This is a genomic window from Arthrobacter crystallopoietes BAB-32 (assembly GCF_000328305.2).
GTDB lineage: Bacteria > Actinomycetota > Actinomycetes > Actinomycetales > Micrococcaceae > Crystallibacter > Crystallibacter crystallopoietes_A.
On record NZ_ANPE02000024.1, the window covers coordinates 1 to 5,508 of the forward strand.

The window sequence follows — 5,508 nt, forward strand, 5'->3', positions numbered from 1 at the left end:
TCCGTCGATCCCGGAACCCAAGCGCCGTCGTCGTACTTTTCCTGCCGCTCCGCAGGCGCCGCAGTTCCGGCGCACCGATGTCCGGCGGCTATACCCTCGTGACCGTGATGGTGGTGGAGGCGCAGGAGTCGGCGTAGCGGATGAGGGCCGAGCGCTCGCGGCTGTCCGCCTTCAGGCCCCAGCGGATCTTCATGGCGACCCAGTCCGCGACGTACTTGCAGCGGTTCTTCGGCGGCATCCAGTCCTCGGGGCCCTTGGCCTGCTTCGCCGAGTTCAGCTTGGACGTCTGCGCGCTCAGCATGCGGCCGTCGCCAAGGTCGTTGTAGAAGGCAACGCGGCGGGCCTGCGACCAGGACCGCGCTCCCGAGCCCCAGGCCTCGTGGACCGGCACCAAGTGGTCGATCTGCACCGCCGATGCCGACGTGTGCGTGCGGTTGTCCCAGCTGGTCACCCACTTGCCGCTGCGGACCGTGCAGCGCCGGGACGTGGTGTAAGTGGTCCGGACTTTGGATTCCTGGATGAGCACCTCGGCCCGGGTGTTCTGGCAGTCGCGGTTGGTGTCCTTCCAGTCGCCGAAGTAGCGGTCCCGGTCATAGCCGGTGTTCTTTTCCACCGCGACCGGCAGCGACCGTGCCGCAGTGCGCAGCGACGCCTTGTAGACGCTCGCGGCTTCGGCCGGAACGGCGAATCCGGACAGCAGCAGGACAGCCGTGAAAACGGCAGCAACGAATTTCCCCCACATGGAAGGTTCCCCAACCTTTCAAATCCCCAACAATGCCGCCGGGCGGGACGCACCAAAAGCAGCAGTTAAACGATACAGCAACATCCATGTCCTGACTACTGATGCAAATGTGCCGGTCGCGCAGGACGTTCTGTTCCTGCGCTGCAATCTTGAGCTGAACTTGCGTTTTCCCAGAGGGTGCCCTTGAGCTGCAGCGGGCACACTGTGTTCACTAATCAAGATGCCTGCATGTCCCTCGGACGGGATGTGCCCGTCGGCGGAGGAGCGCCTGGCATGAGCGTGAACTGCATCGGGATTTCCCGGGTGGTGGTGGTGAGCCGGCACGCCCTCGTGGGGGAGCTGCTGGCGGCGTCGCTGTCGCGGCACGATGACTTCCAGTCGGTTGGCGCTGCGGGCACCGTGAAGCAGGCCGTCGCCTTGTGCCTGGAGCGCCGCCCGGACGTGGTGGTGATGGACTACCAGCTGCCCGACGCCAGCGGTCTCGATGCGGCTGAGCAGATCCTGGCGCAGCTGCCGGACGCCCGGATCATCCTGCTGGCGGACGGCTTGTCGGCCGAGGAACTGCACCGGGTGGTCGAGACGGGGGTGAGCGGGCTGCTGCCGCTGGACGCGCCGCTGGATTCGCTGCTGGAGGCGCTGCGCCACGCGTGCCCGACGGCTATGGCGGTCCATCCCTGCTTCCTGATTCCCTCGATCGGCCCGGAGGGCGTGACTTTCGACGGCCCGCCGCTGACCCGGCGGGAGCTGCAGGTGCTGGGCTTGCTGGCGGACGGCAGCGACGCGAGGGCTGCGGCGCGCAACCTGGAGATCTCGCTGAACACGTGCCGCGGCTACATCAAAGCCGTACTCGCGAAGCTCGGCGCGCACAGCCAGCTTGAGGCCGTGGCCACCGCGCGGCAGCTGCGCCTGATCGCCTGACTACGGATGCCGCTGGCCCTGCCCGGCCAGCACGGACCGGTACCCGGCCCGATAGTCGGGATAGGCAAAGCGGAACCCCGTGCTGCGCAGCCGTGCATTCGAAAGCCTCCGGTTTCCGCCCCGGCTGCTCTCCCGCTCCCGCGGGCCGGGCACGGGCAGGCCCATTTCGCGGGCGAGGAAGGCAACGACGTCGGACATTTCCACCGGTTCATCGTCCACGCCGATGTAGGTTCCCGGGGGAGCGCCGGTGAGGACCAGATGGGCGATCGCAGCTGCAGCATCGTCGCGGTGGATCCGGTTGGTGATGGATGCGCCCGCGGCGGCGGTGCCAGTGCGCACCTGGTCGATGAGCCTGGTCCTGCCCGGACCGTAGATGCCGGCGAGGCGGAGGATGCGGCCATCCGGGCGGCGCCGCCGCAGCAGCTCCTCGGCCTGCAGCAGGACCTGGCCTGTCGGTGTCGAAGGAACCGGCGTCGTCCCTTCGTCCACCCAGGCCCCGTACGCATCGCCGTATACCGCCGTCGATGACACCAGCAGGACGCTGGGCGGCTCCCCCGGCCTGGCGTCGACGGCATCCAGCGTCCGCGCCAGGCCGTGCAGGTAGGTCGCTTCGTAGGCTGCCACGCTGCGCTCCGGGGCCGCCGGGGCGAAGACTACGACCTGCGTATCCGCGGGAAGCTCGGGCAGGGCGCCGCCCAGATCCGCACGCACACCGGTAATCGGAGCCGGCAGAAGTGCCGGCCGCCTCCGCCAGCCCTGCACCTGGTAGCCAGCTTCCGCGAAGCGCAGTCCGGCCTCTGTTCCAAGGTCGCCACAGCCGATGATGACGACGGTTCCACGCACTTTGCCCATGTCCGCCCAACGCTCGGCGGCCGACGCTTTGTTCCGCAGGGGACAACGGATCATTTTCATGAACCCGACATTGCGCGCAGAAGCCGCAGGCACCGCCGTCGTGAATAGGATTGCTGCAGATGCTAGTTTGGCTGCCGACCCAGGACAGGAGTAGTCCAGTGCTAAATGTCATCAGCTACAACCTCCGCAAACACGCCGCCAGCGGTGAACTCATGGACTTGAGCGTCAACTACGACGTGGACGTGATGTGCCTGCAGGAGTGCGACACGGAGAAGCTGCCGCACCGGCTCGACGACCTGGACCTGGCCGACTCCACCAAGGGCAACCGGCTGGGCCTGGCCATCTATTACCGGCAGGACCGCTTCACCGCGCTGGAAACCAACACCTTCTCGCTGAAGAAGTCGCTGCACGACTACCTGCTGGCGCCGGCACATGAGCGGCTGCTCGGGATCCGGCTGATGGACAACCAGACGAAGCATGAGCTGGTGGTCGGGGACTTCCACGCGGCGCCGCTGACCGCGACCAACTCGCTGCGCCGGCACCAGATCCGTGCCGGCCACGAGGCGCTGCTTGGCATGGGCGGCGAACACATCACGCTGATGGTCGGGGACTTCAACTACCCGTTCTTCACCAAGAACCTGATCGAGCACCTAAAGGAGTCCGGCTATGCGCTCTCGCTGAGCAACAACCGGACGTACACCCGCTACGCCGTCTTCAAGGGACATTTCGACTTCGCCACCTCGCTGGGGCTGGACATCAAGAGCGTGGAGACGCTGCCGCGCGGGGAGTCCGACCACCTGCCGATCCTGGTGACCGCCGACTACACCGTCGCAGCGCCCGGCGGTTCCGCGGGGTCCATCGCGTCCTGAGCCGGCACGCGGATTCTCGGCCGGCTCCGGAGGTCAGCCCTGCCCCGCGTCCTGAGCCGGCACGATAATCTGCCAGGCGTCGGGCCTCACTTCCCAGCTGCGGCTGGTGTAGGGGCCGTGGATTTCGCCGTCGTTATTGGTGAAAAACGGGGCGCGGGGGCTGGAAATTACGACGGCGGTGCCCCGCCCTGCGCTGACGTCCTGCCGTGCGGCGTGGTTGCCGTCCTTCAGCTCGAGCGCATACGCGATCCGTGTGGCCAGACCGGCGGCGTTCCAGACGATCACGTCCACCTGGCCGTCATGCGGATCGGCTTCGGGGACCAGCCGCGCGCCGCCGCCGATAGTGCCGCCGAGGGCGAGGGCTGCCATCAGGACCGGGGTGGCGCCGTTGTGGAGTTCCTTGCCGTCCACGGTGACGGTGAGGTGCCAGCCTTTCTCGGTGGCGCCGGCGGCCAGTGCTCCGGCAATGTACCCGAGCCGGCCGAGTTTGACCTTGGCGAGCGCGGCCTTGGCGGCGGCGCCCTTCTGTGCGGCTGAGACACCGATGCCCACGTGCACGGCGTTGACCGCGATGGTGTTGTCCTCGGCGACGAGCAGTTCGATGGGCCGTGGCTGGCCGGACACGACGGTTTGGGCCGCCTCGGCGGGGTCGGTCGGGATGCCCAGGGAACCGGCCAGGTCATTGCCGGTGCCCAGCGGGACCAGTCCGATCGGGCCGCTGTCCTGGAGCCTGCCGTTGCTGAAGAGCCGCTGGACCGCGGCGTGCAGTGAGCCGTCGCCGCCGAGCACGACAAGCCGGCGGCCGCCCAAGCGGTCCAGCGCCCGGTCGAGGGCCTCGACGCTGTCCGTTGCGGCCGCTTCGACCTCTGCCGGCTGCGCGCGCAGGACATCGAGGGCCGCCTTGATGGACGTGGCGTCGGCGCTGCCTGCCGCCGCGTTCACCAAGGCCAGATAACCGGGCCGAGCCATGCTGCGCCTCCTGCCGCCTGCGTTGCGCCCATCATAGGTGCGGCGGATTGGATTGAGCTGGGACATGCTGGGCGCCGCCTACGGTGAGGCAGCGCCGTCGTTGTTGGTTCCCCAGTAGTGGCGCAGTGCCGACAGCGCCTCGGTGACCAGAGCGCTCCGGGCCACACCGCTGGGCAGGGCGGCCATGACGGAGTTGGCCGGGACATCGCCGTCAATGGGGCGGAAAACGAGGGGCCGTCCTTCGGGGCTGTGCGCAGCGGGCTGCATCAGCAGTGAGTAGGCGAGGTTGCGGCCGACGACATTGTGGATCGCCTGGACGCTGCGGGAGCGCCAGCGGACTTCGGGTTCGACGCCGGCGCGGGCGAACTCGGCGACGGTACGCTGCAGGGCGGGTTCCTCGTCCATCAGCATGGCGGGGTAGCGGGCCAGCTCGGCCAGGGAGACCTTGGCCTGGGCGGCGAGCGGGTGCTCCGGGCTGAAGACGGCCTGCCGCTTGGTTTCGCGCAGCACTTCGCCGGTGCAGTCCGGCAGCAGCTGCGCCTCATACACCACGCAGAGCTGCGCGCGGCCGGCCAGCATTGCTTCCTGGATCTCGGGGCCGGGGCCTTCGAGGAAGTCCAGCTGAACCTGGGGGTGCTTGCGCATGAACCAGTCGATCAGGGGCGGGATGGCGTGCATGGAAAGGGTGCGGAAGACGCCGATCACCAGACGCCCGGAGAGCTCGCCATGCACCTGCCCGACGGCCGATGCGAGCCCTTCAATCTGCTCGGCCACCTGCCGGGCCCGGGTGGCGACGGCCTGCCCCTCGGCGGTGAGGGCAATGCCTTTGCCTCGGCGGCGGATGGCCAGAGTGGCGCCGACTGCTTCCTCCAGCTGGGCCAGCGCGAGGCTCACGGCGGCCTGCGAGACGCTGCAGCGCCGGGCCGCTTCCGTCACGGACTGGGTCTCGGCCACGGCGGCAAAGTACTCCAGCTGGCGGAGCGTGATCTCCTTCATAAGTTCTCCTTGTGGGTCTGCTCAATAATTGTAGTTCGACAAATGTGACGCGGCACACGATGCTCGAATAAGCACCCCGCAGAGACTCGAAGGAGCATCCATTGGAGCCGCAGACCCCCTACGTCGTCACCCTCGGCACCGCCGGTGGACCCCGCTGGTGGA

At 68.1% G+C, this 5,508-nt stretch carries 6 protein-coding genes; 2 read left to right on the top strand and 4 right to left on the bottom strand.

What is annotated here, in order from left to right:
• Positions 1-88: 88 nt before the first annotated feature.
• Positions 89-742, bottom strand: coding sequence for an HNH endonuclease family protein (locus tag D477_RS00600; RefSeq protein WP_005266192.1), 654 nt, complete (start codon positions 740-742; stop codon positions 89-91).
• 273 nt (positions 743-1,015) lie between these two features.
• On the opposite strand from D477_RS00600, the gene D477_RS00605 reads away from it, so the two are divergent.
• Positions 1,016-1,660 carry a response regulator transcription factor gene (locus tag D477_RS00605; protein ID WP_005266193.1) on the top strand — a complete coding sequence of 215 codons (645 nt, stop codon included), beginning with the start codon at positions 1,016-1,018 and terminating at the stop codon, positions 1,658-1,660.
• Here D477_RS00605 and D477_RS00610 read toward each other — a convergent pair whose 3' ends face one another.
• Complete coding sequence (locus tag D477_RS00610) at positions 1,661-2,566, bottom strand: SDR family oxidoreductase (protein ID WP_005266194.1); 906 nt, start codon at positions 2,564-2,566, stop codon at positions 1,661-1,663. It lies immediately after the preceding gene.
• 65 nt (positions 2,567-2,631) lie between these two features.
• Between D477_RS00610 and D477_RS00615 the strand changes: the two genes are divergently transcribed.
• The gene (locus tag D477_RS00615) at positions 2,632-3,381 is read left to right on the top strand and encodes an endonuclease/exonuclease/phosphatase family protein (protein WP_052510637.1); all 750 of its coding nucleotides are present in this window, start codon (positions 2,632-2,634) and stop codon (positions 3,379-3,381) included.
• A gap of 33 nt (positions 3,382-3,414) precedes the next feature.
• Here D477_RS00615 and D477_RS00620 read toward each other — a convergent pair whose 3' ends face one another.
• On the bottom strand, positions 3,415-4,350 hold the full coding sequence (locus D477_RS00620; RefSeq protein ID WP_005266197.1) for a diacylglycerol/lipid kinase family protein: 936 nt from the start codon (positions 4,348-4,350) through the stop codon (positions 3,415-3,417).
• 78 nt (positions 4,351-4,428) lie between these two features.
• Positions 4,429-5,346, bottom strand: coding sequence for a LysR family transcriptional regulator (locus D477_RS00625; protein ID WP_005266198.1), 918 nt, complete (start codon positions 5,344-5,346; stop codon positions 4,429-4,431).
• Positions 5,347-5,508 lie beyond the last annotated feature (162 nt).